The organism is Mariniphaga sediminis, from assembly GCF_003573545.1.
Lineage (GTDB): Bacteria > Bacteroidota > Bacteroidia > Bacteroidales > Prolixibacteraceae > Mariniphaga > Mariniphaga sediminis.
This window is the reverse complement of the sequence record NZ_QWET01000028.1, coordinates 13802-39645: the sequence shown is the minus strand read 5'-3', so window position 1 is coordinate 39645 and position 25844 is coordinate 13802. Positions and strand designations below refer to the sequence as shown.

Here is a 25844-nt window from a genome sequence, read left to right as displayed (position 1 = left end):
CAAACCTTTATCTCTGCGCAAACCGGTAAGGTCCTATTACCCGTTTGCGCACCACATCGAAATCGCGCTCATAGCTAATCACCGAGACTCCCTGGTTCATGTACCCCCCAAAGCGGGAAACTTTCTCGAAACGGTAATTTCCTTGCGAAAGATGAACCTGCTGGTACATAAGGCATTCTTCAAAATCTTTCCCGTAATTCTTTAATGCATTCAGGAAAAAGAAAGCCACATCGTATCCCTGCATTCCAAAGTTGCCGGGTTCAATATGAAAATGTTCCCTGAACTTTTTCAAAAAGTGAATGGTTTCCGGGTGCGAATAATCCACCCAGTAGGGCGCAATGTACTGCAACTTCAGGTTATGAAAAAACTCATCGGTAATGCTGTGAAACTGTTCATAGCGGTTAGACCCGATTAAAGTAATGGCATATTCCTCCCCCAGATTGTTAATATTCGATAAAACCACACTCAGGTCACCTTCGTTCATCGAAGCAACAAAAACCACATTTTCTTTTTCGTGCGAAAAAATACGACTAAGTCCGAAAGGCCCTTCTTTTTCAAAGTCATAAATATTAAACCGCATTCCCTGAGGATGTCCCAAATAACCGGCCCCAAGCATTTTTTCTCGAACAATATCAATCACTTTTTCTTCGGTTGAACCGCCAGAATGCGACGTTTTTATTACTACAAAATTGCTGTTAAAGTACTCATCGGTTATCAGCTCCGCCGTTTTCTCAGCAAGGAATTCACGGGAAGGATTCACCTGAAAATAGTACGGATTATGATCTAATTTTCGCGACTGCGACGACAAAGGTGAAATGAAAGGAATACGGTTTTTAGCGGCAATGTCCGCCACTTCATCCTGAACCTGTGGATAAACCGGTCCTATAATTAAATCCGTTTCCAAAAACTGTGGCGAATGAATAACTTCCCGGATGGAATCTGAATTCTGCCTGGTATCAAAAACATGGAGACGAATCTGCATTCCTGCTCTCTGCAGAGAATCGACCGCTAACAATACTCCTTCGTAAAACTCCAGAAAGTTTTCACTCTCCTTGTAAAAACCGTGAAATATTTCTTTCGGCTCATCCACTTCCACCAGCGTATCTTCTACCAACTCCTCTTCCGCTAAAAGAAGAGAATCTCCGGCCAAAATTTTCTCCGGAATGCTGTTTAACGTATCATTGGTATAAACAAACAGCGGTAAAAATAAGGCAACATTATATTCTGCAGTAGAAAAAAACCGGCTACCGGAAGGCCGGCAATTCTCCGGGATTATTTCCGGCACCTCAATTTTGTAATAGTCATCTTCAAACCGGGGTGCTTCAACCGGAACAGAATCGACAGTCATATTTTCCGTCAACGGCACAATTTCTTCTTCAGGCATTCGCGGAATTAAAATAGTTTCACCCCTCACCAGGTTACGATTTTCAAGCTGCGGATTGAATTTTCTAATTTCAGGTATATCCATATTATACCGTGCTGCCAGTCCGAAAAGGGTTTCTCCGGGCCGCACCTCATGTTTCAAAAAAGCATCCTCGTTTACGGGCTCTGCTCCGCCTATATTGTCCTCTTTCACCGGTACCCGAATGGCGGCACCTGCAGGGAATGATGTTTCCAGCATTGGGTTCAAACGTTTCAGTTCTGCTTCTGAAACATTATATTTCCGGGCGAGCGACCACAATGTTTCGCCCGAAACGATGGTATGTTCAAAAAAAGCACCCCGCTCTAAAGGAACGTTCTGGTCAACCAGGAAAGGCTTTTCCGGAGACTGGGTGGATGTTAAACCGCTATCGGTTTTGGGAAGATAAATAACACTGCCCGATTTGAGCTTGCGCGCACCCGGATTGAGAAATAAAATTTCGCTTTCAGAAATATTGTAACGTTTTGACAACGAATACAATGTCTCACCCGGCTGAACCTCGTACCGCATCAATTCTCTCTCCTGTTCTTCTTCCCTCTGCTGAACCACCTCAACTTCTTTTTCAGGTTCATCCTTTACCTGTTCCCACCGGGGAATTCTCAGCTTTGTACCTTTTCTGAAACGTTTCACTTCAGGATTGTACGCATAAATTTCTTCCACCGTAATGCCAAACTCCCTGGCAACAAAATACGGTGTTTCCCTACGCGATGAAATAGTATAATATTCAAAATAAGTGGGATCGCCCTTTTTACTTGCTGGCAAATCCTGCCATTCAGCCTCTTCCCTAAAAGGAATTTTCAGAATATCGCCGATATTCAATCCTTTTTTGATTTGCGGATTGTGCTCAACAATCGACTGACTATCTACCCTGAATTGCCGGCTGATTGAATAAAGAGTCTCCCCTGTACGCACCTGGTGCAACACATACTTTTCACCCTGAATAACAACTATTTCGTTTTCCTTCAACTGCTGGGCTGAAACTTCTTTCGCCAAAGAGGCAACTATCAGCAAAACAAGGAAATAATATACGATTCTCATCCAAAAAACAATTTATAAAATTCGTTCAAAAATAACAATAATCGGGCATCACTTAGGTTAAAACGTCTTAAATTGAAAATAATTTTGGTTTCTTTCGGAAAACAAAAAGAGTAATTTTGGTTAGTAATTTTTACTTTTGTGGCCTGAAACAATGGCATTCACCTTAAAATTAAATTCATGCAGGAAAAAATTTTGATCCTCGATTTTGGATCGCAATACACGCAGTTGATTGGCCGCAAAATCCGGGAGCTAAACATTTACTGTGAAATTCACCCTTTTAACCACTATCCCGAGATTGACGAATCGGTAAAAGGCGTTATCCTTTCGGGAAGTCCGTTTTCGGTGCGCGACCCGGAAGCTCCCCGTCCCGATCTTTCATCCATAAAAGGAAAGTTACCGGTGCTTGGAATTTGTTATGGCGCCCAGTATATGGCACACTTTTTTGGCGGTGAGGTAGCTCCTTCCGACTCAAGGGAGTATGGCAGGGCCAAATTAGGATTTATCGACCACGACTGTCAGCTGTTTAACAGCATGACCCGGCACACCCAGGTATGGATGTCGCATGGTGACACCATTGTAAAGCTACCTTCCAATTATAAAGTAGTTGCCTCTACCGAAGATGTCAATTTCGCAGCATATAAAATTGACAATGAACCAACATACGCCATCCAGTTCCACCCTGAAGTTTACCATACAACCGAAGGACGGCAACTCCTGAAAAATTTTACGGTGGACATCTGCGGATGCGAACAGTCATGGACACCGGCTTCTTTTGTGGAAACTACGGTGAACGAGCTAAAACAAAAACTGGGAAATGATAAAGTGGTACTCGGCTTATCAGGTGGCGTGGACTCATCTGTAACCGGTGTTTTGCTAAACCAGGCCATTGGCAGTAACCTCACCTGCATTTTTGTAGATAACGGACTGCTCCGTAAAAATGAATTTGAAAGTGTCCTTCATTCGTATAAAGATATGGGGCTGAATGTTATTGGAGTAGATGCCAGGCAAAAATTCTGGGACGACTTAAAAGGAATTACCGATCCGGAACAGAAACGAAAAATCATCGGCCGGAATTTTATTGAAGTATTCGATGCGGAAGCGCACAAAATAAAAAATGTAAAATGGCTGGCGCAGGGAACTATTTACCCTGATGTAATCGAATCTGTGTCGGTTAACGGCCCTTCGGCCACCATCAAATCACATCACAATGTGGGTGGTCTTCCTGAAAAAATGAATTTAAAAGTGGTAGAACCGCTTCGCCTTTTGTTTAAAGATGAAGTACGCCGGGTGGGAAAAACCATGGAAATCAAACAGGAACTTCTGGGACGCCATCCTTTCCCGGGGCCCGGACTGGGAATCCGTATTCTGGGTGAAGTAACACCCGAGAAAGTACTAATGCTGCAGGAAGCCGACACCATTTTCATTAACGGATTGAGAAACTGGGGGCTGTATGACAAAGTATGGCAGGCCGGGGTAATGTTACTACCTATTCAGTCTGTAGGTGTAATGGGCGACGAACGCACTTATGAAAGCACAGTAGCATTGCGGGCTGTGGCTTCCACCGACGGGATGACAGCCGACTGGGTGCACCTCCCCTATGATTTTCTGGCAAAAATGTCGAATGAAATTATTAACAAAGTGCCCGGCATTAACCGGGTGGTTTATGATATTAGTTCCAAGCCGCCTGCAACAATCGAGTGGGAATAAACGTTTCTCATTTTAAATTTGAAAAAAATGAACTTCAAAATGAAATATTTTTTCGGGAACAAATTTCTCAACACGCTCACAATAATTATGGCTGTTGCATTGGTTTTTCAATCTTCCGGGCCGGTTAACGCTCAGGAAGCTGTACAAAAAAACCAACTAAAATTTGGACGGCTGTTACGTTTAGTCGACGGGTATTATGTTGACTCGGCCGATGTGGATGCCCTCACTGAAAAAGCAATTATTAACCTGCTCAGCGAGTTGGATCCCCATTCCGTTTATATTTCAAAAGAAGAAGTAGAAAAAATGAATGAGCCACTCCAGGGAAATTTTGAGGGGGTTGGAATCACCTTCAACATTTTCAAGGATACGCTGATGGTAACGTCCACAATTCCGGGTGGCCCTTCAGAAAAAGTAGGACTCAAAGCGGGCGACCGAATTGTGGAAGTGGACGAAAAAAACATTGCAGGCATCGGACTCAAAAACAGCGATGTTTTCGATTTACTTCGGGGGGAAAAAGGAACTACCGTAGTTATTAAAGTGCTGCGCAAGAATTTTGATGAAGCGCTTGATTTTACGATTGTTCGTGACAAAATACCAATTTACAGTCTCGATGCTTCTTTTATGCTTGATGAAGCAACCGGCTACATCAGGCTCAATAAGTTTTCGGCGACTACAACCGATGAGTTTACAGAGGCTATGGTTGATTTAAAGAAACAAAACATCCAAAACCTTATCCTCGATTTGCGTGGAAACGGCGGAGGTTACCTCAAAACAGCCATTGAGATATCAGATCAATTCCTCGAAAACAATAGAATGATTGTTTACACAGATGGTTTGAATGATCCTAAGAGAGAGTACAAGGCCACATCGAAAGGGATTTTTGAAGACGGCAACCTGGTTATTCTCGTTGACGAATCGTCTGCCTCAGCCAGTGAAATTGTTTCCGGGGCTGTACAGGACTGGGACCGTGGATTGATTATTGGAAGGCGTTCTTTCGGAAAAGGATTGGTACAGAAACCCTACTTCCTCACCGACGGATCCATGGTAAGATTAACTACGGCACATTATTACACGCCCAGCGGGCGCTGCATCCAGAAACCTTACGAAAACGGTGTGGAAGAATACCGGCGAGATTATCTGGAAAGGTTAAACTCAGGTCAGTTGTTCAGCGCCGACAGTATCGCTCTTGCTGATTCGCTAAAATATAAAACCCTCATGAATGGCCGGGTGGTTTATGGCGGCGGCGGGGTAATGCCAGATATTTTTGTCCCGATGGATACTTCAGGACACTACAAGTATTACAATCGCCTGCGGAGAAATAATGTTGTATACGATTTTGTAATTAATTATGTCGACAATCATCGGAGTGACCTGAAAGAACAATACCCGGAGTTTGAAGCATATAATGAGAAGTTTGAAGTAACGGAAGAAATGGTAGAAAAGATTGTGGTTGAAGGCGAGAAAAAAGGGATAGAAAAAGAACAGGAGAGCCTGGATTTCACTCTGGATACCATGAAAAAGGAGATAAAAGCGCTCATTGCCCGTGACATTTATACACGTAACGATTTTTACAAAGTCTTTTACCAGGATGACGAAGCTATTTTGAAAGCCCTGGAAGTGATCGAAAACAAAAAAAAATACAACAACCTGCTGGTTACCGCAGAATAAAAAATGATATCAGAAGTTCTAACCACCTGGTTGTGGGGAAACAAAATTGAAATTGCAGGGGCAATCCTGGGGCTTTTGTACATTTTTTTCTCTATCAGGCAGCATATTCTTACCTGGCCTACCGGCCTGTTTACATCTCTACTTTATATTGCTGTATTTTTCCAATCAGGCTTTTATGCTGACATGGGATTGCAGGTTTATTATGTTGTAATCAGTATTTACGGTTGGTATTACTGGCTAAAAGGGGGTCAAAATAAAACGAACGCATCGGAAAACCAGGTGCCTGCAAAAAAAACTCCGCGAAAAATTATTTTACTCGGCCTTTTGGTAACGTCGGGTATTTATGTCATTATACTATTTATCCTGCTCCGTTTTACTGACTCGACAGTCCCTTATATGGATTCCCTGACCACTGCACTAAGTATTATGGCCACGTGGATGCTTGCCCGTAAGTACATTGAGCATTGGCTTATCTGGATTTTTGTGGACTTTGTTTCAGCAGGTTTATACATTTACAAAGAATTGTGGCCCACCGTTGTTCTCTTTATCGTATACACTGTTATGGCAGTATTGGGTTACCTCGAGTGGAAAAAAGATTTGAAACAGGAATGAAAACAGAATCAAAAATAATAGTCATTACCGGCGCAGAATCTACTGGAAAAAGTGCGCTTTGCGAATGGCTGGCCAACCATTTTCAGGTACCTTTTGTACCCGAATTTGCCCGCATCTATGTCGAAAAACTGAACCGGCATTACAATTACAGCGATCTGGAAATAATTGCCCGCAAACAGATACAGCAACTCAGCGAGCTAAAAAAAGAGAAACTTCCGTTGGTATTTGCAGACACCTGGCTTATCATTACCCAAATCTGGTTTGAAGAAGTATTTGACCGGGTTCCGGATTGGCTGGAATCTGCCATTCGAAAAAATCCGATCGATCTGTTTCTTGTTTGCGACACCGACCTCCCCTGGGAACCAGATCCTGTTCGGGAAAATGGTGGAGAAAAAAGACTTTATCTTCAGAATAGGTATATCGAAACCATTAAAAAATATGGATTCCGCTATAAAATAGTAAGAGGGAAAAATGAAGAACGGTTTCAGGATGCATTGCAGCATCTTGAATCTTTGTAAACGAAGGACAATAAATCAAAATATTAAAATACCGGAAAGTTTGTTTCTTTTTAATTATTGACTTCAAAATTTGCAATGCGATTTTCCTACATTTGTAAAACAATCATTAAAAACAGAAAAAATGACAGGCCGGGAATTTGACAATAAAATATCAAAAACTATCGAGGACTTAAGCGACCCGTTAACATACAATCTGGTATGCCATGAACATCGCTTGGGAGAACCTTTACCCTCGATTCCCAAACTTCAGCGGATTATTGAACTGGTAAGGGAAATTATTTTCCCCGGATACTTCGGAAATACTTCATTACGCCCGAACACAACCCGGCATTATATGGGTGTTTATGTGGACGAGTTGTATGAATTGTTAAGTCAGGAAATACTGGCCGGCATGTGCTTTGAGTGCATTGATGAACAAGTTGGCAGGGCAAAAGAATACACTATTGAGGCAAAAGAGACGGCTACTGCTTTTATTGAGTATTTACCAGAAATAAGGAGGAAGCTGGTGGCCGATGTCAATGCCATCTACCTGAACGACCCGGCTGCAAGGAACGTAGGCGAAGTGATATTTTGCTATCCCGCTATCCGCGCTATTTCCAACTACAGAATGGCGCACAAACTTCTGGAACTGAATGTTCCTCTCATCCCCCGGTTTATTTCGGAAATGGCTCACAGTGAGACCGGAATCGATATTCATCCGCGGGCACAAATCGGTGAAAGTTTCACCATCGACCATGGCACGGGGGTCGTAATCGGTTCCACCACTATCATTGGAAACAATGTTAAAATATACCAGGGTGTAACACTGGGCGCCAAAAGCTTTCCACTTGACGAAGAGGGAAATCCCATTAAAGGGATACCACGTCATCCAATTGTGGAAGACAATGTGGTAATCTATTCAGGAGCCACCATCCTCGGACGAATAACCATCGGAAAAGGTTCGGTTATTGGTGGGAATGTTTGGGTCACCCAGGATTTACCACCTGATTCCAAAGTGGTGCAATCACGCCCCAAAGAAATTACGTTTACTGATGGTTCAGGCATTTAACCTAAAATTATTTTATTTTGGAAAATTATAACCTTACGGCCAAAACTTATGCCGGACTGGAATCGGTACTGGCAAAAGAAATTGAAGCTATTGGAGGAAAAAATATCAGGGAAGGACACCGGGCTGTCTTTTACGAGGGAAATCTGGAGATAATCTACAAATCAAACTACCTGCTGCGGACTGCTCTTCGGGTATTCAAAGAAATTACCCTTTTCAGGTTTAACGACGTCGATCAGTTTTACCTGAAGTGCAAGGAGGTAAACTGGCTAAAATATTTTGCCATCAATCAAAGTTTTGTTGTCAATAGTACAGTCGCCAATTCTCCGGCTTTCCGAAATTCCATGTTTGCTTCATTGAAAGTAAAAGATGCCATTGCCGACCATTTCAGAGAAAAAAAAGGGAAAAGACCCGATGTAGATACCCGGAATCCTGAAATATTTGTTCATGTTCATATCAACCGGAATACATGCTCCCTTTCATTAGACAGTTCCGGAGAATCATTACACAAACGAGGCTACCGTGTCCATCAGGGGAAAGCACCATTAAGTGAAGTGCTGGCAGCTGGGATGATTTTATTATCAGGATGGAAGGGCAACACAGATTTTATTGACCCCATGTGCGGTTCAGGAACATTGTCCATTGAAGCAGCAATGATTGCACAAAACATAGCTCCTGGCAGGTTCCGAAAAGAATATGCCTTTGAAAACTGGCCGGGATACAACCCACAGCTTCTTGAAAAAGTGAAAGAAAACCATCAAACAAGGCCTTTCACAAAAAAAATATATGCATCAGATATTTTAAGGGAAAATGTTTTGACTGCCGAATCCAATGCACGGCGTGCCCGCGTATTTTCCGCTATCAAATTTCAAACCTGTAATATGCAAGACCTCAGGCTGGAAGCCAACAATGCAGTTGTAATCATAAATCCACCTTACGGGGAAAGACTGACACCCGACAATATCAACTCGCTCTATTCCATGATAGGAGAACGGCTAAAACACCAGTTTGCTGGCAATACCGCCTGGATTCTCACTTCACAGAAAGAATACCTGAAATGTATTGGATTAAAGCCTGCCCAAAAAATGACATTGTATAACGGAGCACTGGAATGTACTTATTCATCCTATCCGCTATTCAGTGGCAAACGGACGTACCAATAATGGGCAAATATGAAAATTTGTTGATAAAACTCTATTTAACAAATAGAGGGAAAAATATTGAATCGATTTGTTATCCTATTGGATCAATTAAATCTTTACTACGGGAACCTGGTTTTGTATCATCACCACCCCGTACCTTCAACATTTCGGTTGCATTCAATACTTCAATACCACTAAAATTCCTTTTCTCTTTTGAATTGAAAGAAAACCTTTTCATCGTAAATAAATTTAATTCGTTAAACTTGAAAAACACACATTCTATATATATATTCCGAAAAACGGGAAAAGGTAACCCTCAAATTGAAAAAAAAATGATTTTTTTTTTAATTTGGCCTTCTGAAACATGGACAAAATGAAGTTAAGACCGACCTTTTTCTTATTAATCCTACTAATCCCTTCCACCCTGTTAAATGCTAATAATAAAACACTTAACACCGACAGCATACGAGCTATCAATACTTATAAAACCGCGTCCTATTTAATACGGGAAAATAATTATACAGAAGCCATCGATTCCTTAAAAATTTCCTCTGCTCTTTGGGAAAAGATCTATTCAAAAGATAGTTATGAGTATGCCATCACTCAAAATGTTTTGGGTATCTCCTACAGAAACCTTGGAAACTTTGACAAAGCCATTGAACATTTTTTACTGGCAGAACAATCTCATTTAGCCGTCTCTTCTCCAAACAAAATGGCTATTGCCCGGTTATACAATAATATTGGGAACGTGTATAAAGACAAACTTAATTATGGCACAGCGCTGGAATATTTCCAACGAGCCATTAGCATCTATTCAACTGTAAAAGAAGATCTAGTGTCAGACATCGCTGACGTTCAATATAATATTGCGGAAAATTATTACAAACAAGATAAATACTATAAAGTGCTCGAAATTATAGAGCAATACTACGATCATGCATATTCTGACACTAAACTCTTTTTTCTGAGCCTAAAAGCTGCCTCATTAAAAGAATTGGAATTGAATGATGAAGCATATAAAAGCTACATTGAGGTCATTGAATATGCTATCGATTTTTATTCGGAAACAGACATAAATGTGGCATTTGAATACCTAAGCTTTGCTAATTTTCTCATATCAACTTATAATTATGATGAGGCCATGGAGGTTTTAAATAATGCAAAGAGCATTTTCGATAAAAACAAAATAAGAGAAGGGACAACTTTGGCCCTATATTATAAAGCGTTAGGAGGCTTACTTGAAAATCTCAAAGTAGAAACAAAAGGTATTGATTCCTTCCGCGAACAAAAGTCTGCTAACCTGCATAAAGCGATGGAGTGCTATAAAAAAGGTTTGAAAGCACTTAGAATGGATATATCTAACCTTTCTGATATTTCTGTTTCAATAGAAAATACTCTTTCACTTACAGAAAGTCTTAGACTACTGAAGTTGGTTGCAGATACTTACACCCAAATTGCCGAAATTTATGATGAACAAAAAAACAGCCAACGCATTGAATCGCTTTCCCAAGCGCTTGATTATTATGCCATAACCTCTAACATGATACAACAGGCCCGGAAGGAGATTTATTCGGATGAAAACAAAATTCAGTTAAGTGAATTGGAAGAAGCGACATTTAGTAAAATTGTTCAAACTGCATACAAAGCTTATGAAGCAGAAACAAATCCGAAAATTGCTGAATTTGCTTTTACCAATGCCGAAAGAATGAAGGCCAGTTCCGTTTTTGACCGGCTTTCAGACCAACTGGCCAAAGAAAACAGCCTGGTTCCTGATAGTCTGACAGAACTGGAACGTACTCTAAACTACCGAATTACCAGTCAGAACGAAAAGCTTTTTGACCTGCGACAGGCAGAAGAATCCGACAATACAGAAATAGCAATCGCCGACTCCGTCTTGTTTCAACTCAAAAAACAACGCGACGAGCTTACCCAATACCTTGAAAAGAATTATAGTGATTATTACGATCTAAAATATTCTGATGCAACAATCAGCACTTCGGAGATCCAGAAAAATCTCGACAGCGATGAAATGTTGTTTGAGTATGTCCTCAACGAGACTGACTCTATCCCTGAACTGTATGTATTCTGTTTTTCAAAAGACTACACAGAGTTCCGCAAGCTTAACATCGACTCAGACTTTATCCATGCAGTAGAAGAAGCTTTCCGGTTTATGTCAAACTCCGGCTACCTCTTCACCCGTAGCGACAATGCAAAGGCATTTTGTGTAGCTTCCCACCAACTATACCAAAAGCTCTTTCTCCCGTTTGAGTCTCAAATTCAGAACAAAAAAATAACTGTCATTCCCGATGGCAAACTAAGCTATCTTCCTTTTGATGCGCTTTTGACGGAAATGCCTGATACAACGGGACAAGTGCAGTTTAACCGCCTTCCATACATGATTTTAAACAATTCCATTCACTACGCCTATTCTGCCAATTTGCTTTTTAAATTCAACCGGCAGCAACGAAAAGCAAAAAACCGATTATTGGCATTTGCTCCGGAGTACAGATCCGACACGCTCATTTTTGAAAATGAAAAACTGGTACTTGTTCCGTTACCAGGCATCCAGCGTGAAGTAGATTTAATCTCGAAAGAGATTAAAACCAGACTTTTCAGAGGAGAGAATGCAACAGAAATACAGTTCAGGGAAGAAAGCAAGCAACACGATATCCTTCACCTTGCCATGCATGCGTTCATTAATGACTCACTGCCAGCCTTTTCCCGGTTTGCCTTTACTCAGAACCAGAATTCGGAGCCCGAAAACGACGGCTGGTTAAACACGGCTGACATATACAACCTGGATCTCAATGCACGCCTGACAGTTTTAAGCGCCTGTAATACCGGTAGTGGAAACTTAAGGAAAGGAGAAGGCATAATGAGCCTGGCCCGGGGATTTTTGTATGCGGGATGTCCTTCCATTGTTATGACACTTTGGGAAGTGGAGGATAACGCAGGAACCAAGATTATGAGTTCATTTTACCGAAACCTCAAAAAGGGCAGAGCCACCGATGAAGCACTCAGGCTGGCAAAACTAAAATACCTTGAAAATGCCAACCCACGTATGGCCCACCCCCATTACTGGCTGGGTTACGTTAGTATCGGAAATACTCAACCTCTCTTCAGAAGTTACGATTTCTATTTCTTTGGACTGCTCATTCTCGTATTAACCGGAATTATCACAGACCAACTCATCATTCGTATAAAAAAGGCGCGAAAAAAGCGTCATAAAAATTAAGAATGTGTGACTTTCAATAACGACTTTTTATTTCGACGAGCCTTTATCATCATAAAACGTTTTTTGCAAAAATGTGTGGTTTTTCAAATCTAACGTTTTATTCTATGATGAAATTTTCAATTTATAAAGAACGTTTTTGTGAATGTGTAAAAATCAAGTTTAACGACTAAATTTATATTATCTGAATGAAAATCTGTTTTTCCTTAAAACGGCTTTTGCGTCGGTAGCATAGTAACCGTTTCTGTTTATTATCGCGAGAAGTTGTTCTCTCGCCGAATCTTTTTTGCCTAGTTTCACGTAACACAATGCCCTGTACCACTCAGCTTCTTCCACAAACATATTGTCTCCATGCTTTATCACACGGGAATATTCGGGAATAGCCTCGTCAAACCGTTCCATGTTTTGGAGGGATGCAGCCTTGTAAAACTGAAAAACAAACTTTTCGTTATTTTCCTTTATGGCCTTGTCATAAAGCACGAGAGCTTCTTCGTACTCTCCATTTACAAAATAACTGTTTGCCTTCTGCAATATCCCCAAATCAGCTGCAACAGACCTCTGAGGAGCCCATTCAGGCGCCTGGTAGTACTTGCTATAGATATTCTCTGAATTGTTCCTCAAAAGTCCTGTAAACGCAACCAGAAGGACAACAACAGCCACTCCTGCCCTCCACCAATGAATGTGCTGGACTTTTGTGTCAGGGATAAACGATTTTATTTCTTTGCTTTCAACATCCTTCTTCACATCCTGAAGCCTGTCACGGAACATTAACACATCATTCTCGCCAATAGCTTTATCCACATTTCTGCGAAGGGCTAATTCAGCCTTCAAACCGGCATTTTCATTCAACTCAGCTTTAAATACCTCCAGGTCTTCCCCTTCAAGCTCTCCGGCGATATAATCCTCGATCTGCTTTTCCGTCACATTCCAGGAAGTTTCTGTTTCCATCAGATGTGCAATTTCATTCCGGAAGTTCATTACATCCAGTTCAAGAAGTGCACTCTCAAGCTCCCTGTGTATTTCCACTTCCCGCTGCAGAATACTGTTCATTGCCAATTCCTGTTCGAACCGTTCCAATTCCTGACCAACGAGTTCACCGGCAAGGTAGCGGTCTATCTCTTCGGTTGAACATTGTCCGCGAACAGAGGATGAAACTTTCGATAAAGTGTCTCTCAGGTTTAGGACATCTTTTTCAAGGAGGGCTTCTTCCAGTCCGTCCAGTTCAATTTCGGAATCTTCAAACTCGTCCAAAATCCCTTCATCATCCATATCTGAAACATTCTGTTCCCGGTAAAATTCATGGATATTTTCATTTGAAACAAGCTCGTGCTGATACACATGTGCTTTAGGAAGTGAGTCGTAAAATTTCAGTAATTCTTCTGGGGGAATTGTTTCGGTGAGTTGTTGGATGTTGTCAAAATCATCAAGAAGCTCAAACGGGGTTTTTCCATTTTGGGTTTGTGTTTCAACTTCTTTCAGTTTTTCCCTTAAGTTCAGAACGTCGTTCTCAGTAGTTGCTGACTGAATTTCTCTTTCGAATTTTACTTCATCCCTTAATTCGCTATTGCTTTTCAGTTCTGTTTCAAATTCTTTTTTTTCAGCCTGGTCAAGGTTGTCCATACAATAATCCTCAACCCATTCAAAGAGTTTTGTTTTAGGTATCATCTTCAAGTATTTTTTTAAATTCTGTATCCTGCTTAATTCTGCTAATCAGAAGTTCTTTACATTTGAACTTCCTTTTCTTTGCGTATTTTTCGCCTTTATAGCCCATAATCCGAGCAATTTCAGACAGAGGGACCTTCTCGAAAAATAACTGCAACAACTTTTGACAATCAGTACTCAGGGTTTTAAAGTGTTTCTGGTATAAACCATACTTTTCATTTTTCTCTACCAATTCCACCAAATTATCGTCGTACACATCTTCCTGAAATGGCAGCGTATCATTTATCCTTTCGTGTTCAATTCGCCTTTTTTCAAGCTCTTTAAGCCATAAAAACCGGCACACCGAAAAAAGATAACCCTGAAAAGAACTTGTCTCGAAAACTAAATCGTTTTCCTTCAACTTACGGTAGATGACTATTATCGCCTCCTGAAAAATATCATTTGCATCATCTTCATTCCCACTGTTCTTCTTTATAAATAAGTTAACCTTATAATAAAACTGTTTGTAGATGTATTGCAAAATTAAATTATCATGTCTTAATATCCCTTTCAGGATTTGATCATCACTGTAATTTTTCATGTCCGTCTATTATAATATTCTATAAATTTAAAAAAGGTAACCCTCTTTTTAATAAAAATTGAAAAATTTATTTTTATCAATCCGTAAAAAACGTTCCAAATATACTAAAAAACAAATACTTGTATCAATTCCAAAAAAATGAAATAAACAGACAAAAAGAGACATTTATCTGAAACCATCAAATTAACTCTGGTCACGAAATTAGGGAAAAACGGGGTAGCTTCTAATTATATCCACGCCTCAAACGAAGAAAATCAATTTTCTTCGTTCACTCTCCCCTATTTGTATGATTGAGGGAATAGATATTTCAATTTTCAGGGAGTGCGTTGAAAAAGACAAGAGGTTTACATTCGATTATTCATTCACTTCTCCACCTCTGCCAAATTGACACGAATAAACCCTCAAATCGGACAATATATTCTTTTTTCAATATTTTTTCAGATTTGAGGGTTACCTTTTATCGAAAATCAGAACATATATTTAGAAGGTGCTTTTTCCTTCAACCATTAAATCTGAAAAATTTTTATATAGCGAGGGGGTGGAAGCCCCCCTTTTCACATTCTCTCGGGTACTTCAATGCCAAGCAATTTCAGGCCTCTTTTTATTATTTTCCCAACCGAAGCTGAAAGCAACAATCGGAAATCACGCTTTTGCATATCCTTTTCGCCCAAAATTGAATGGTCGTGATAAAACTGATTGAATTCCTTGGCAAGTTCAAAACAATAATTTGCCAGGATAGCCGGACTGTATCCGGAGCCTGCTTCCTTCACTGCATCGGGAAACAGGGCAACTTTTTTCATCAACTCTTTTTCTTTTAAGGATACTTCTCCTGAAAAATCGTCAATACTTTCATTCACAAACAACTCCCTCTCTGCTGCTTTCCGCAAAACCGACTGTATCCGGGCGTAGGTATATTGAATAAACGGTCCTGTATTCCCGTTAAAGTCGATCGATTCCTCCGGGTTAAACAACATATTCTTTTTGGGGTCCACTTTCAATATAAAATACTTGAGCGCCCCCAGGGCAATAATTTCATACGTTCTTTCCGCCTCTTCCGGTGTAAGGGAATCGAGTTTCCCCAGTTCCTGTGCCATTTCCCTTGCTACCTGCACCATACCCTCCATTAAATCATCGGCATCGACCACAGTTCCTTCTCTCGATTTCATTTTGCCGGAAGGAAGCTCTACCATCCCATAGGAAAAGTGGTGAAGCCCTTTACCCCAATCATAACCCAATTTATCGAGTAGAATCGCCAGCACCTGGAAATGATAGTTTTGTTCATTACCCACCACATATATCATTTTATTGATGGAGAAATCATTAAAACGCATTTTGGCGGTACCAATGTCCTGTGTCATATAAACCGAAGTACCATCGCTTCGCAACAACAGCTTATTGTCGAGTCCGTCGCCGGTTAAATCGGCCCATACAGAGCCGTCCTCTTTCCGGTAAAAAATGCCCTCTTTCAGTCCACGCAGCACCTCTTCTTTTCCAACAAGATAGGTTTCGGATTCATAATAAATTTTATCGAAATCAACTCCCAGCCTTTTATAAGTAGTATCAAAACCTTCATAAACCCAACTGTTCATGGTTTTCCATAACTCTACAACTTCGGAGTCACCGGCTTCCCACCTACGCAGCAATTCTCTTGCTTCCTGTATGGAAGGTGCTTGTTCTTCAGCCTCTTTCTTCGAGAGGCCTTTTGCTTCAAGTTCGGAAATCTCCTGTTTGTAATGCTTGTCGAATGCCACATACAACTCACCGACAAGATGGTCTCCTTTCTTCCCTGTATTCTCAGGAGTCTTCCCATTTCCCCATTTTTGCCACGCCAGCATCGATTTACAAATATGGATTCCCCTGTCGTTTACAATATTAGTTTTAACAACCTGGTACCCATTAACCTTTAATATTTCTGAAATAGAAAATCCGAGCAAATTATTCCGTATATGCCCCAAATGAAGAGGCTTGTTGGTATTTGGAGAGGAATATTCCACCATGGCCAGTTCTGCTTTTTCCGACGCTTTCTGAAATCCGTAGCTTTCATTACTCCACGCCTCTTTTAATTCGCCTGTCCAGTAACGGCTGCTAATTTCAAGGTTCAAGAAGCCCTTTACTACGTTAAATCGTAACACCTCATCAATATGGGATTGAAGGTATTCTCCTATTTCGGAAGCTGTGTCTTCCGGCCGTTTTTTAGAATGTTTCAGAAACGGAAAAACCACCAGGGTTATATCGCCTTCAAAATCTTTCCGGGTAGCCTGCAATTGAATTTGGCCGTCAGAAGCTTCAAAACGATAAAGTTCTTCTAAAGCTTTTGCGACTGTTGAATGGATTATCTGCTCGATTTTCATTGTTAATACTGAGTTAAAAAAGAGCGACAAAGATAAAGTATTTGAAATAAAAAAGCCCTGCCCGAAGGCAAGGCTTTTCCTTTTTATTGCATCATCTTTTTATTTTCTCACCTTGGCTACTTCAAATTCAGCCCTGCGGTTCTGTTTCCTGTTCTGAAGAGAAGTATTCGGAACAGCCGGTTTTTCTTCACCGTAATATTTAGAACCAACATAAGCATTGCTAATACCTTTTGAAAGCAAATACTTCACAACTGATTCTGCCCTCTTTTCAGAAAGGCCCATGTTGTATTTGTCTGTACCAATGTTACAGGTATGACCTGCTACAACAATATCATATTCCTTACTATTGCTTAACGTTTGAACCAGTTTATCCAGTTCGCTTTTACCTTCCGGTTTCAATTCAGACTTATCGAAATCGAAATAAATCGTTGGAATTTCAATTTCAGCCCAATCAGGACATCCGTCGTTGGAAGCAGGTCCGGCTTCAGTCGGACATTTATCTTCACAATCTATTACACCGTCGCCGTCAGAATCCAGCGGACAACCATTGGCATCTACCGGGCAACCTCTCGGAGTGTCAGGACATTTATCTTTGTGATCCGGAACGCCGTCTTCGTCAGAGTCAGGACAACCATTGAATTTTGCCAATCCGGGAACATCCGGGCAATCATCGTCTTTATCCGGAACGCCGTCGCCGTCGCTGTCAGGACATCCGTTAAATTTTGGATCACCTGCTTCATCCGGACAATCATCTTTATAATCCGGAACGCCGTCGCCATCGCGATCAAGCGGACAACCATGCTCGTCAACCTGAACTCCCGGAGGGGTATCCGGACATTTATCCTTTCTGTCAGGAATACCATCACCATCCGAATCTTTGGCAGCTCCAAAAGCAAACTCAATGATACCGGCTAATTTCAGGAAATTATCATGTACATCTGTTAATTGATCATTGACGTGACGCTCCCCATCTATTCCGTGAATATAACCCGCTTCGAGGAACAATGAAGTATTCGGGCTAATGGGGAATTTGCTACCCACACCGGCATTAAAATTGACTCCTTCCTGTAAATTATCAAACAAGTACCCTACTCCACCAAACAAATAAGGCTGTACGGCACTGGTTTCTGACAACATTTTACCATTGTAAAACTTCAAACGGAGGTCTAACGAAGGGTTCATAATGTCTACCCCGTCGCTAACAAAACCGCCTTCTGTTTTTAACCTCAGGTCGAAAGTCGGGCTCAGGTAACGGCTGATATAAAATTCGCCGAGAAAACCCATGTCCTCTTTTTCCAGGTTATAATACAAACCTGGTCCTAATCCAATGGCCCATTTTTTTTCTGCATTTTGGGCAAATGCACTTCCCAGAATGAAAAGGGAAAGAAAAAAAAGTGTAAATCTTTTCATGATCTTTATTTTTAGTAGAAATTTTTAATTTTTAAAGTAAAAAATATTATGCGTCATTTTATATTATTAGAAAAATTGCCTGTTTAAAAGATCCGATTTTCCTAAATTTTTTAACAAATTTAAATATTTCTTTAGAATAAAAATATATTTGTTAAGAATTTTGTTTGCAATAATTGATATAGAAACCACTGGGAGCACCTATAAGTTCGGTCAGATTACAGAAATTGCAATTTACCAGCATAATGGTTCTGAAATAACGGGCTCGTTTACTTCTCTTATCAGGCCCGATATGGATATTCCCCTTTTTATAACCCGTTTGACAGGTATTACGAACGAAATGGTGAAAGACGCGCCCAAATTCTATGAGGTAGCCCGTAAAATAGTAGAAATGACCGCGGGACGAATTTTTGTCGCTCATAATGTTCATTTTGATTACCGCTTTGTGAAAGAAGAGTACAAACGACTGGGGTATGATTTTTATCGAAAAACGTTGTGTACGGTAAAATTATCCAGACAATTATTTCCCGGTCACCCCTCCTATTCTCTGGGAAAAATCTGCGCTGCAATGGGTATTGAAATAAATGCAAGGCACCGCGCTGCCGGCGATGCACTTGCAACTACAAAGTTATTCGAGCTTTTAATCAGGGAAAACGAACGCCGCAATCAGATTGACGCCGCAGGTCACCTGAAACTATTCTGAAACGCCTTCCTGTTTCTCCTCTGAATTTTCCGTTTTGGTCTCCTCCTCTTCCGAAAAGTCGAGCATCTCTTTTTCCCGAAGAATATTATACCACAACAACACCTTCTTAATATCGGATACATAAACCCGGTCACGGTCGTAGTCAGGCAGCACCGCGCCAAAATAAGCTTTCAGTTTATCGGCAGATGATTTATGGCTAATCGCCTCACCACCGTCCTCTTTTTCTGAAATGGTCTTAAATACATCCTTTAACGGGACATCTTCTGTGTCGGTATAGATGGCAATATCTTCGAGCGCCGAAATTTTCGAGGTCGAATAAGTAGGCATTCTCTTGCCTGTTTCAAGTGATTCAACAATAATATTGTTTTTCGATTCGGCAATGAGTTTAAACAACCCTGCCTGTCCTGAAATTGCTAATATTCCTTTTAACATGACTCTATTTTTTGGCGAATATACAATTTTTGCAAAACCGAAAAAATAAAGATTAGTTAAATTTCAAATCGAATAAAATCCCTGCTTTCATCCATCTTCCGGGCTGAGCAATATTTCCCAGATCGAAATAGGTTCTGTTAAACAGGTTATTGGCCGAAACATAAATTTTTAAAGGATAAATCTGATACAGTACTTTTGCATCTGTAAGAAAAAATGGCTTGTAAGGCGTTTCTCCCGCCGGTTTCTGGTTTTGGTACAGCGTAAAGTTCCCCTCTCTGTCCTGATATATTAATTTCAAATCGACGGTAAGATTTTTCAGAATCTCCTGATTTACAGAAGCCGCAAACTTATGCCGAAGGTTATCGAGCACATAGTAGGAAATCAGTTCCCCCTGCTCTTTTGTTTGATTATTGTATAAATAACTAAATTGTATCTTATTGGGCCATTGCGTCCCTAAATGTTTATTGGGGAAATACTGTAAGTTGATTTCAATTCCGCGGCTGTTTATTGTTGTATGGTTCATTGACTGCCAAAGCTCCTGGTCTCCATCTGATTTAACCCAGTCGATAATATTTCTCCCCCGATTAAAAAAACCTGTTAAATGTCCTTTAAAAAAAGGGGTGTTCCATTTGATTCCGCCTTCCCATATCTGGGATCTTTCCGGTTTTAAATCCGGATTTCCAATATTGGTTGGCCCGGAATAGTAGAGATCCGTAAATGTGGGCATTCTCAGAGAGGTGTTCCATGAGGCTACCATTTTAAGCGCCGGTGAAAACTGGTAGCTCAAATCAACACCCGGAAAAAAGTTCCAGCCCAACTCACGGTCAGAAATGTGATTGGCCATGGCCCCGGCACTAAAAATCCAGTCGTTCAGATAATACACGTGTTCAAAAAAAACAGAAGCGATTCTCCTGGTTTTTGAGTGGGTATAAAAAGCATCTTCACCGCGAATACCAACCGGTTCGCCAAGCTCTTCGCCCAACACGTTGCTCAGGATCTTTTCCGTTCTGAGTTCGGCCCCAAAAGCTGTTTTTCCCCCTTCCCATAAAAACCAGGAATTGAGATTAGCGCCCCATACGTCGGTACGGTGATGGTTTTTATATAAATCAGGATTATCACGGAACAACAGGAATTTATCGAAATGTCTGCGCCAGTAAACCACCGGAGTCAGATGAAGTTTTGAGAACGATTCCCATTTTGCTGATGAAAAAATGGTTTGGGTGCGTTCAAACTGGTTGGGATAAACTGCAGAGTAAAAACTGTTGGCTCCAAAGCCTTTTTCTGAAGCGCCTGTCTGCACTGAAAGTTTTCCGGCTTCGGAAAGGAGTTGACCGGAATAAAACAGGTTGGAAATCCCAAAATCGGTATTTTCAATATAGCCATCCGAGCGCTTCCTGTTCCCGGCAAACAAATGATCTATTTTACCTGTGTTGAAACTTCCGGCAAGGTTGCCATTAAAATACCCGTAACTTCCCCCGTCAATCCGGGCTGATAACGTTTTGTCTTCCGGTTGTTTGGTTACAATATTAATGGCTCCCGAAAAAGCATTGGGACCATAAATACGGGCAGCCGGTCCTTCAAGGACTTCGATGCGTTCAATCTGGGATAAACTAACGGGAAGGTTTAAATTGTGATGGCCGGTTTGTGGGTCGGTGATGTTGATTCCGTTCAGGAGGATTAATGTTTGGTCGAAAGTGCCACCGCGCGTATTGATATCTGCCTGAACCCCTTCGGCACCCCGTTGCCTGATATCGACCGAAGCAACGTATTCCAGGAGATCCTGTACACTCGTAACCGGCGCCTGCTCAATCTCCTGTGATTCAATAACTGAAAGCACACGGGCAATTTCGGAATACAACGCAGGTGCCCGCGATGCAGAAACCTCAATCTCTTCCAGATCATACTCCATTTTTACGGCAGATGTATCCGGTTCCATAGCCACGGAAAACACCGGAGCCAATAGAAAATAGGCAACCGACAGAACGGAAATCTTCACCTCTTTTCGTAAAGTGGAATAAAGGGAAAAGTTTTTTCTCCCCCACTTTTTGAATGTCAAACATTCCTTTTTCTTCCATTTTTGAAATTTCTCCTTCATAATAATATAAGATTTAAATAAAAAATAACGGGCAAATATACGATTCTGATTTTAACATGATAAATGGTAAGATTTAGTGAAAATTCAGCCCAAATAGTCGAAAAATTAAATTCGGCCGATTGTAATTCTAATATCGATCATAAGCTAAATACCATTTGTGTAATTTAAGAACAAATGTGTGTAATTTTATCCACAATATTTCTACTATGTCTTACATAAACATAGATATTAATCTACAAATAAGACACATATGCAATTTGCATTTTTTAGGCACAATTTTATCTAACTACAACGATATGATTTTAAATGCCACTTTTTTTAAAACAGAAAATGATCCTTATAAGTAATTTTTATCTACAATAGATAAAATCAACTACTAAAAGAGTTAAAAATCTTTTTTAATTGTTTTATGGATTCTATATTTGTTTCGACAAAAGTTAAAAATGACAAATTAAAAATAAAACGCCATGACTCAAGTTCAATTTAACAACGCATTACTCGGTTTGAGAGACAAACTGCATTACTACGCACTTAGTTTAACTTCCGATTCGGAACGTGCCGACGATCTGTTGCAGGAGACCATGTTAAAAGCATTGACTTACCGCGACAAGTTCACCCAGAATACAAACTTCAAGGCGTGGATCTATACGATCATGAAAAACACGTTCATCAATGATTACCGGCGGAACGTAAAAACAAGGAACACATTTGATGATTCAAACAATGATTTCCATCTTTTGTTCTCGAAAGACAAAGTTTATCCTGCACCTGATTCATTTTACAGTACAAAAGAGATACACAATAGTATTAATGCGCTGGAAGATGAATACCGGGTACCTTTTACCATGTTTCTGGAAGGATACAAATACAAAGAAATAGCTGAACAGCTTGACTTGCCACTGGGGACAGTAAAAAGCCGGATATTTTTCACACGTAAAAAGCTGGAAAAATCGCTGTACGAATATTCTAATAATTAAGGATACTGAATAAAATCTCATCTTGAAAAAGATCTTCGGGTTTCGAAGATCTTTTTTTATTTTTGAACGTTGCTTAAAGACCTGTGGAGTTTTAACATACAAAAATTAACCGATATGGAAACAAAAGTAGCCGTTCATTTGGCAGAAGGATTTGAAGAGATTGAGGCCGTGAGTATCATTGATGTTTTGCGCCGTGCGGCTATTGAAACGGTCGTGGTTTCCGTTACAGGCAAACCGGAGGTAACCGGTTCTCATGACATTACAATTACTGCCGACCAGCTTTTTGAAGAAGTGGATTACAACACTATTGAGATGATCGTACTTCCGGGAGGATTACCCGGAGCCAATAACCTGAAAAAACACACCGGATTGAACAACCGGATCCTCGACTTTCACAAAAATGGAAAACCGCTGGGCGCCATTTGTGCAGCACCATTGGTTTTGGGGCATCTCGGAATTCTGAAAAACCAAAAAGCAACCTGCTTCCCTGGCTTTGAGGATCAACTGACCGGTGCCGAAGTTACCGGAGCCGAGGTGGAAACATCGGGAAAAATAATAACCGGCAAAGGTGCCGGAGTGGCCATTAAATTTGCACTCAAAATTGTTGAATCACTGAAAGGCAAAGAGCTGGCCGACACTCTGGCAAAAAAAATGATCTTTAAACCATAAAGGATTATCCTTAAAATCACAACAGGCTACACATACTGTTAAAGTGTATGTACAACATATCTTTTAAGCATCCGGATTGAACAGAAAGGTATATCTTTATCGCCCAAAACATAGAAAAATCAACATGACCCAAAGAACATTCCTCTTAATCACATTGCTGTTCTTTTTGAACGGCCTGAACAGTGTTTTCGCCCAGGATAAAATTATTACCTCCGCAGGCGACACTATTAACTGTAACATCCTACGTGTTTCAAACAAAAAAATCACTTACGAAAAAAACGTAGGTGGTGTAAAAACAACGCTTCAGAAAGAGCGCCGTTTCGTAAAATCCTGGATAAAAAATGAGGCTGACCCGTTTCCCGGAGGTCTTGATGCTGAAATATATGAAAGTGCAAGACCGCACGATTCGAAATGGAAAATTTCGGTAAATGGAGGCATTGGCTATCGCATTGCCGGAACCAAAGAGGCCAAGCAGGATTTAATTAAGAAGGGATTTTCCGAGCAGAAAGTGGATTCCTATTTTAAATCTATAAAATGGGGCGAAAAAGCAGCCGGTCAGGTTCATTACATGCTCACTCCAAATTACGGACTGGGACTGGATTATCAGTTCTTTACATCGTCCGGAAGCATCACCGACATTCTTGATCCGCAGGATGGGGCCATGCTTTATTACGGCCTGGCCGAAGACAAGGAATTCACAAATTATGCCGGGCTGTCATTTTATTATCATGAATGGCTTACCCCGGCCAAAACGAAATTTTATTGCCAGGTTTCATTGGGATTAACAATGTTCCGCAACGAATCAACATTCTTTTACAACCCCATCCTGATAACCGGGAAAGCTTTAGGCGGGAACTCTGAACTGGGGTACGAATATTTTATTACACGAAATACTGCGCTGGGAATCCATCTCAACTTTTTTCAGGCAACCATCACCAAAGTCAATTTGGACGACGGAACACACTCCCAGGAGATAAAACTGGAAAAAGGAGAACAGAGAGGATTAGCGCGAATCGATGTCAGCGCCGGAATAAAAATCTACCTCTAATATAGTAACCTGTAAAAAAAAACCGATGACTTCAATATATCGCACCATAAAAAATCTTTTGTTTGGAATAGCCATTTTGGGCTCCCTCTGTTTCAATTCCTGTGATAACAGCTTTCTTGAAACAGAGCCTCCCACGCAAAATATAACCACCGACACTATTTTTGTCACAAACAAAACCCAGCCATTCCAGCTCAATTTCGGGTTTGAGACATCTGAAGCATGCAACTGGAGGCTTTTCCAGTTTCCCATCTGGTTGGATGTTTCTCCCAAAGAGGGTTTTAAATCTGAAAATTCGAATGCTGTACTTCAATTTACAATAGACCCGAATGAGTTCTACTTTGACTTCGGTTTTTACACCTTCCCCCTTACTTTTGATGTAGATGAAACACAATTTGTCACTTACACAATAATGCTGGCTCACCTTGGCAATCCAACAATGGAGGTCACGCCATCAAACCTTATAATAGAAAATATACTGGAAGGAGGTTTTGAAATTGTCAACAGGGGACACGGTATTTTATACTGGGAAGTAACTGATTCGCCTTCCTGGTTAAACATTGAAACAAAGCAGGGGTTTCTGGAACAAAACCACACGGAAACAATCCATTTTACTATTAATAGTAACGGACTGGAACCAGGCACTTACGAAGGGGTTGTCAAAATACTGAATAATGCCAATGACAATCACTACAATATTCCTGTTTATTTAAAACTGGAAGCTCAAAACCCTTAGGGTGTTTACAACGGTCACTTGTATGTGGTAGGGCGGGATTTCTGGAAGAAATCGTGTCCGACAGGTAGGGCAGAAGGTACAAAGTCTGACTTGTCAGAACGCTAAGAGCCCCGTCTGCCATATACAGTTGTTAGCCACCGTAATTATCTTTTGTCAATGATTCTATTTTTAACTCTATCAAATAAATTATCAATTAATTCTTTATCATCACTGTCGAAGTACTTATTGTCATATTCGTTAATATGATTTTCTAATTTTTTTGCGACAGGATATTTTCCTATCCATATGATATAAGTCTCCAATCTTTGTAATAAATCAATCTCGCTGGAAGTAAGATTAATAATATTTTCTCTACAGATACCACTTATACCATGTCCAGATTTATACTTGCTCCATTTGTTAGAATAAATGTCATTGAAAGACATTTGTGGGTTATTTTTAATGGACAATCCTTTTATTAGATTCTCAAAAGAATAACCAATTAATAAGTAATAGGTATTACTAAATGATTTTAATCTGTCTTCGAGATTATTTATTTTATCTCTTTTTCGATTTATTGTAGAATTAACGTCAAAATTTGATTCAATTTTTTGTTCTCTCTTATAATCATTATATGTCGTGATTATTTTGTCAAATATAGAATCTGCTGATATTTTTAAAAATTCCGCATTCTCAAGCCAAGTCATCGAATCAGTTGATGCATTTTCAAAAAAATCCTGTTTTAAATAATCATCCATTTTTTCTTGGTTTTTATGGTGGCTAACAAAAAAATAAATGTATTGTCTCGAATTCCGACAAGAAAACT

The 25844-nt window shown here is 40.3% G+C and carries 21 protein-coding genes; 12 read left to right on the top strand and 9 right to left on the bottom strand.

Translation table 11 applies throughout. The annotated features are described in order from the left end of the window. Positions 1-7: 7 nt before the first annotated feature. Complete coding sequence (locus D1164_RS21945) at positions 8-2458, bottom strand: LysM peptidoglycan-binding domain-containing protein (RefSeq protein ID WP_119352056.1); 2451 nt, start codon at positions 2456-2458, stop codon at positions 8-10. Positions 2459-2635: 177 nt separating this feature from the next. Here D1164_RS21945 and guaA point away from each other — a divergent pair, with 177 nt between their 5' ends. The 6 genes from guaA (at position 2636) to D1164_RS21915 (ending at position 9171) form a co-directional block, all read left to right on the top strand. After that, the gene (gene guaA, locus D1164_RS21940; protein WP_119352055.1) at positions 2636-4165 is read left to right on the top strand and encodes a glutamine-hydrolyzing GMP synthase; all 1530 of its coding nucleotides are present in this window, start codon (positions 2636-2638) and stop codon (positions 4163-4165) included. Between the two features lie 27 nt (positions 4166-4192). Then, positions 4193-5833: a S41 family peptidase gene (locus D1164_RS21935; RefSeq protein ID WP_119352054.1), complete on the top strand. Its 1641-nt coding sequence runs from the start codon at positions 4193-4195 to the stop codon at positions 5831-5833. 3 nt (positions 5834-5836) lie between these two features. Continuing rightward, positions 5837-6445 (top strand): nicotinamide riboside transporter PnuC, encoded by a 609-nt coding sequence (pnuC, locus tag D1164_RS21930; protein WP_119352053.1) that lies wholly within the window; start codon positions 5837-5839, stop codon positions 6443-6445. Continuing rightward, entirely contained in the window at positions 6442-6963 is a 522-nt protein-coding gene (locus tag D1164_RS21925) for an AAA family ATPase (RefSeq protein WP_119352052.1), read from the top strand. Before pnuC ends, D1164_RS21925 begins: the two co-directional genes overlap by 4 nt. 121 nt (positions 6964-7084) lie before the next feature. Continuing rightward, positions 7085-8011, top strand: a complete 927-nt coding sequence (epsC, locus tag D1164_RS21920) for a serine O-acetyltransferase EpsC (RefSeq protein ID WP_119352072.1) — start codon at positions 7085-7087, stop codon at positions 8009-8011. A 17-nt stretch (positions 8012-8028) separates the two neighbouring features. Beyond that, positions 8029-9171, top strand: coding sequence for a THUMP domain-containing class I SAM-dependent RNA methyltransferase (locus tag D1164_RS21915; protein WP_119352051.1), 1143 nt, complete (start codon positions 8029-8031; stop codon positions 9169-9171). Positions 9172-9241: 70 nt separating this feature from the next. Here the strand turns inward: D1164_RS21915 and D1164_RS23860 are convergent, their stop codons facing one another. Continuing rightward, positions 9242-9388 carry a hypothetical protein gene (locus D1164_RS23860; RefSeq protein ID WP_172594589.1) on the bottom strand — a complete coding sequence of 49 codons (147 nt, stop codon included), beginning with the start codon at positions 9386-9388 and terminating at the stop codon, positions 9242-9244. A 135-nt stretch (positions 9389-9523) separates the two neighbouring features. Here D1164_RS23860 and D1164_RS21905 point away from each other — a divergent pair, with 135 nt between their 5' ends. Continuing rightward, positions 9524-12385, top strand: a complete 2862-nt coding sequence (locus tag D1164_RS21905) for a CHAT domain-containing protein (RefSeq protein ID WP_172594588.1) — start codon at positions 9524-9526, stop codon at positions 12383-12385. 177 nt (positions 12386-12562) lie between these two features. Here the strand turns inward: D1164_RS21905 and D1164_RS21900 are convergent, their stop codons facing one another. The 4 genes from D1164_RS21900 to D1164_RS21885 all read right to left on the bottom strand — a co-directional run bounded on the left by D1164_RS21900 (position 12563) and on the right by D1164_RS21885 (position 18385). Further along, positions 12563-14047: a tetratricopeptide repeat protein gene (locus tag D1164_RS21900; protein WP_119352048.1), complete on the bottom strand. Its 1485-nt coding sequence runs from the start codon at positions 14045-14047 to the stop codon at positions 12563-12565. Then, the gene (locus D1164_RS21895; RefSeq protein ID WP_119352047.1) at positions 14037-14624 is read right to left on the bottom strand and encodes an RNA polymerase sigma factor; all 588 of its coding nucleotides are present in this window, start codon (positions 14622-14624) and stop codon (positions 14037-14039) included. Before D1164_RS21895 ends, D1164_RS21900 begins: the two co-directional genes overlap by 11 nt. A 554-nt stretch (positions 14625-15178) precedes the next feature. Continuing rightward, the gene (gene argS / locus D1164_RS21890) at positions 15179-16975 is read right to left on the bottom strand and encodes an arginine--tRNA ligase (RefSeq protein WP_119352046.1); all 1797 of its coding nucleotides are present in this window, start codon (positions 16973-16975) and stop codon (positions 15179-15181) included. Positions 16976-17074: 99 nt separating this feature from the next. Further along, on the bottom strand, positions 17075-18385 hold the full coding sequence (locus D1164_RS21885) for an OmpA family protein (protein ID WP_119352045.1): 1311 nt from the start codon (positions 18383-18385) through the stop codon (positions 17075-17077). 160 nt (positions 18386-18545) lie between these two features. Between D1164_RS21885 and D1164_RS21880 the strand changes: the two genes are divergently transcribed. After that, on the top strand, positions 18546-19085 hold the full coding sequence (locus D1164_RS21880) for a 3'-5' exonuclease (protein WP_119352071.1): 540 nt from the start codon (positions 18546-18548) through the stop codon (positions 19083-19085). On the opposite strand, the gene D1164_RS21875 is transcribed toward D1164_RS21880, so the two are convergent. Both D1164_RS21875 and D1164_RS21870 read right to left on the bottom strand, forming a co-directional pair. Next, positions 19077-19517 carry a DUF5606 family protein gene (locus D1164_RS21875; RefSeq protein WP_119352044.1) on the bottom strand — a complete coding sequence of 147 codons (441 nt, stop codon included), beginning with the start codon at positions 19515-19517 and terminating at the stop codon, positions 19077-19079. The genes D1164_RS21880 and D1164_RS21875 overlap by 9 nt on opposite strands. A 52-nt stretch (positions 19518-19569) precedes the next feature. Further along, positions 19570-21612 (bottom strand): TonB-dependent receptor plug domain-containing protein, encoded by a 2043-nt coding sequence (locus D1164_RS21870; RefSeq protein WP_119352043.1) that lies wholly within the window; start codon positions 21610-21612, stop codon positions 19570-19572. A gap of 467 nt (positions 21613-22079) precedes the next feature. On the opposite strand from D1164_RS21870, the gene D1164_RS21865 reads away from it, so the two are divergent. The 4 genes from D1164_RS21865 (at position 22080) to D1164_RS21850 (ending at position 25039) form a co-directional block, all read left to right on the top strand. After that, on the top strand, positions 22080-22589 hold the full coding sequence (locus D1164_RS21865) for an RNA polymerase sigma factor (protein WP_119352042.1): 510 nt from the start codon (positions 22080-22082) through the stop codon (positions 22587-22589). Positions 22590-22703: 114 nt separating this feature from the next. Next, positions 22704-23258 carry a DJ-1 family glyoxalase III gene (locus tag D1164_RS21860; RefSeq protein WP_119352070.1) on the top strand — a complete coding sequence of 185 codons (555 nt, stop codon included), beginning with the start codon at positions 22704-22706 and terminating at the stop codon, positions 23256-23258. 124 nt (positions 23259-23382) lie between these two features. Then, positions 23383-24306, top strand: coding sequence for a hypothetical protein (locus tag D1164_RS21855; protein ID WP_119352041.1), 924 nt, complete (start codon positions 23383-23385; stop codon positions 24304-24306). 25 nt (positions 24307-24331) lie between these two features. Further along, positions 24332-25039 (top strand): BACON domain-containing protein, encoded by a 708-nt coding sequence (locus D1164_RS21850; protein ID WP_119352040.1) that lies wholly within the window; start codon positions 24332-24334, stop codon positions 25037-25039. Between the two features lie 143 nt (positions 25040-25182). Here the strand turns inward: D1164_RS21850 and D1164_RS21845 are convergent, their stop codons facing one another. Further along, entirely contained in the window at positions 25183-25776 is a 594-nt protein-coding gene (locus D1164_RS21845; RefSeq protein ID WP_119352039.1) for a hypothetical protein, read from the bottom strand. Positions 25777-25844 lie beyond the last annotated feature (68 nt).

Excerpts from the sequence above, each read along its gene's own strand:
- D1164_RS21945 (WP_119352056.1), bottom strand. The coding sequence starts at position 2,458 with ATGAGAATCGTATATTATTTCCTTGTTTTGCTGATAGTTGCCTCTTTG.
- guaA (WP_119352055.1), top strand. The coding sequence starts at position 2,636 with ATGCAGGAAAAAATTTTGATCCTCGATTTTGGATCGCAATACACGCAG.
- D1164_RS21935 (WP_119352054.1), top strand. The coding sequence starts at position 4,193 with ATGAACTTCAAAATGAAATATTTTTTCGGGAACAAATTTCTCAACACG.
- pnuC (WP_119352053.1), top strand. The coding sequence starts at position 5,837 with ATGATATCAGAAGTTCTAACCACCTGGTTGTGGGGAAACAAAATTGAA.
- D1164_RS21925 (WP_119352052.1), top strand. The coding sequence starts at position 6,442 with ATGAAAACAGAATCAAAAATAATAGTCATTACCGGCGCAGAATCTACT.
- epsC (WP_119352072.1), top strand. The coding sequence starts at position 7,085 with ATGACAGGCCGGGAATTTGACAATAAAATATCAAAAACTATCGAGGAC.
- D1164_RS23860 (WP_172594589.1), bottom strand. The coding sequence starts at position 9,388 with ATGAAAAGGTTTTCTTTCAATTCAAAAGAGAAAAGGAATTTTAGTGGT.
- D1164_RS21905 (WP_172594588.1), top strand. The coding sequence starts at position 9,524 with ATGAAGTTAAGACCGACCTTTTTCTTATTAATCCTACTAATCCCTTCC.
- D1164_RS21900 (WP_119352048.1), bottom strand. The coding sequence starts at position 14,047 with ATGATACCTAAAACAAAACTCTTTGAATGGGTTGAGGATTATTGTATG.
- D1164_RS21895 (WP_119352047.1), bottom strand. The coding sequence starts at position 14,624 with ATGAAAAATTACAGTGATGATCAAATCCTGAAAGGGATATTAAGACAT.
- argS (WP_119352046.1), bottom strand. The coding sequence starts at position 16,975 with ATGAAAATCGAGCAGATAATCCATTCAACAGTCGCAAAAGCTTTAGAA.
- D1164_RS21885 (WP_119352045.1), bottom strand. The coding sequence starts at position 18,385 with ATGAAAAGATTTACACTTTTTTTTCTTTCCCTTTTCATTCTGGGAAGT.
- D1164_RS21875 (WP_119352044.1), bottom strand. The coding sequence starts at position 19,517 with ATGTTAAAAGGAATATTAGCAATTTCAGGACAGGCAGGGTTGTTTAAA.
- D1164_RS21870 (WP_119352043.1), bottom strand. The coding sequence starts at position 21,612 with ATGAAGGAGAAATTTCAAAAATGGAAGAAAAAGGAATGTTTGACATTC.
- D1164_RS21865 (WP_119352042.1), top strand. The coding sequence starts at position 22,080 with ATGACTCAAGTTCAATTTAACAACGCATTACTCGGTTTGAGAGACAAA.
- D1164_RS21860 (WP_119352070.1), top strand. The coding sequence starts at position 22,704 with ATGGAAACAAAAGTAGCCGTTCATTTGGCAGAAGGATTTGAAGAGATT.
- D1164_RS21855 (WP_119352041.1), top strand. The coding sequence starts at position 23,383 with ATGACCCAAAGAACATTCCTCTTAATCACATTGCTGTTCTTTTTGAAC.
- D1164_RS21850 (WP_119352040.1), top strand. The coding sequence starts at position 24,332 with ATGACTTCAATATATCGCACCATAAAAAATCTTTTGTTTGGAATAGCC.
- D1164_RS21845 (WP_119352039.1), bottom strand. The coding sequence starts at position 25,776 with ATGGATGATTATTTAAAACAGGATTTTTTTGAAAATGCATCAACTGAT.